At 31.6% G+C, this 2523-nt stretch carries 2 protein-coding genes; both read left to right on the top strand.

The features are described from left to right. Positions 1–438: 438 nt before the first annotated feature. Positions 439–1173 carry a 23S rRNA (adenine(2058)-N(6))-methyltransferase Erm(C) gene (erm(C), locus tag NL647_RS27045; protein WP_001003263.1) on the top strand — a complete coding sequence of 245 codons (735 nt, stop codon included), beginning with the start codon at positions 439–441 and terminating at the stop codon, positions 1171–1173. Positions 1174–1620: 447 nt separating this feature from the next. Further along, complete coding sequence (locus NL647_RS27050) at positions 1621–2097, top strand: replication/maintenance protein RepL (RefSeq protein ID WP_000664727.1); 477 nt, start codon at positions 1621–1623, stop codon at positions 2095–2097. Positions 2098–2523 lie beyond the last annotated feature (426 nt).

A 2523-nucleotide genomic window follows, 5' to 3' on the forward strand; every position in this document is an offset into this window, starting at 1 on the left:
GGTACTTTCATGGGATTAATCCCATGAAACCCCCAACCAACTCGCCAAAGCTTTGGCTAACACACACGCCATTCCAACCAATAGTTTTCTCGGCATAAAGCCATGCTCTGACGCTTAAATGCACTAATGCCTTAAAAAAACATTAAAGTCTAACACACTAGACTTATTTACTTCGTAATTAAGTCGTTAAACCGTGTGCTCTACGACCAAAAGTATAAAACCTTTAAGAACTTTCTTTTTTCTTGTAAAAAAAGAAACTAGATAAATCTCTCATATCTTTTATTCAATAATCGCATCAGATTGCAGTATAAATTTAACGATCACTCATCATGTTCATATTTATCAGAGCTCGTGCTATAATTATACTAATTTTATTAAGTGGTTATAATGAATCGTTAATAAGCAAAATTCATTATAACCAAATTAAAGAGGGTTATAATGAACGAGAAAAATATAAAACACAGTCAAAACTTTATTACTTCAAAACATAATATAGATAAAATAATGACAAATATAAGATTAAATGAACATGATAATATCTTTGAAATCGGCTCAGGAAAAGGGCATTTTACCCTTGAATTAGTACAGAGGTGTAATTTCGTAACTGCCATTGAAATAGACCATAAATTATGCAAAACTACAGAAAATAAACTTGTTGATCACGATAATTTCCAAGTTTTAAACAAGGATATATTGCAGTTTAAATTTCCTAAAAACCAATCCTATAAAATATTTGGTAATATACCTTATAACATAAGTACGGATATAATACGCAAAATTGTTTTTGATAGTATAGCTGATGAGATTTATTTAATCGTGGAATACGGGTTTGCTAAAAGATTATTAAATACAAAACGCTCATTGGCATTATTTTTAATGGCAGAAGTTGATATTTCTATATTAAGTATGGTTCCAAGAGAATATTTTCATCCTAAACCTAAAGTGAATAGCTCACTTATCAGATTAAATAGAAAAAAATCAAGAATATCACACAAAGATAAACAGAAGTATAATTATTTCGTTATGAAATGGGTTAACAAAGAATACAAGAAAATATTTACAAAAAATCAATTTAACAATTCCTTAAAACATGCAGGAATTGACGATTTAAACAATATTAGCTTTGAACAATTCTTATCTCTTTTCAATAGCTATAAATTATTTAATAAGTAAGTTAAGGGATGCAGTTTATGCATCCCTTAACTTGTTTTTCGTGTACCTATTTTTTGTGAATCGATTATGTCTTTTGCGCATTCACTTCTTTTCTATATAAATATGAGCGAAGCGAATAAGCGTCGGAAAAGCAGCAAAAAGTTTCCTTTTTGCTGTTGGAGCATGGGGGTTCAGGGGGTGCAGTATCTGACGTCAATGCCGAGCGAAAGCGAGCCGAAGGGTAGCATTTACGTTAGATAACCCCCTGATATGCTCCGACGCTTTATATAGAAAAGAAGATTCAACTAGGTAAAATCTTAATATAGGTTGAGATGATAAGGTTTATAAGGAATTTGTTTGTTCTAATTTTTCACTCATTTTGTTCTAATTTCTTTTAACAAATGTTCTTTTTTTTTTAGAACAGTTATGATATAGTTAGAATAGTTTAAAATAAGGAGTGAGAAAAAGATGAAAGAAAGATATGGAACAGTCTATAAAGGCTCTCAGAGGCTCATAGACGAAGAAAGTGGAGAAGTCATAGAGGTAGACAAGTTATACCGTAAACAAACGTCTGGTAACTTCGTAAAGGCATATATAGTGCAATTAATAAGTATGTTAGATATGATTGGCGGAAAAAAACTTAAAATCGTTAACTATATCCTAGATAATGTCCACTTAAGTAACAATACAATGATAGCTACAACAAGAGAAATAGCAAAAGCTACAGGAACAAGTCTACAAACAGTAATAACAACACTTAAAATCTTAGAAGAAGGAAATATTATAAAAAGAAAAACTGGAGTATTAATGTTAAACCCTGAACTACTAATGAGAGGCGACGACCAAAAACAAAAATACCTCTTACTCGAATTTGGGAACTTTGAGCAAGAGGCAAATGAAAAACAAGAAAATGCATTATCTGATTATTATTCTTTCAAGGACTAGTATAACATAAAATCGTCTACAAATAGACAAAAAACCTGCACGCTTAATGTAGATCAAAAGCTTAACGCAAATGAAATAGATTGACCTCCCAATAACACCACGTAGTTATTGGGAGGTCAATCTATGAAATGCGATTAAGCTTTTTCTAATTCACATAAGCGTGCAGGTTTAAAGTACATAAAAAATATAATGAAAAAAAGCATCATTATACTAACGTTATACCAACATTATACTCTCATTATACTAATTGCTTATTCCAATTTCCTATTGGTTGGAACCAACAGGCGTTAGTGTGTTGTTGAGTTGGTACTTTCATGGGATTAATCCCATGAAACCCCCAACCAACTCGCCAAAGCTTTGGCTAACACACACGCCATTCCAACCAATAGTTTTCTCGGCATAAAGCCATGCTCTGACGCTTAAATG

Origin of the sequence: Vibrio sp. Y29_XK_CS5 (assembly GCF_024181835.1) — a bacterium.
Taxonomy (GTDB): domain Bacteria; phylum Pseudomonadota; class Gammaproteobacteria; order Enterobacterales; family Vibrionaceae; genus Vibrio; species Vibrio harveyi.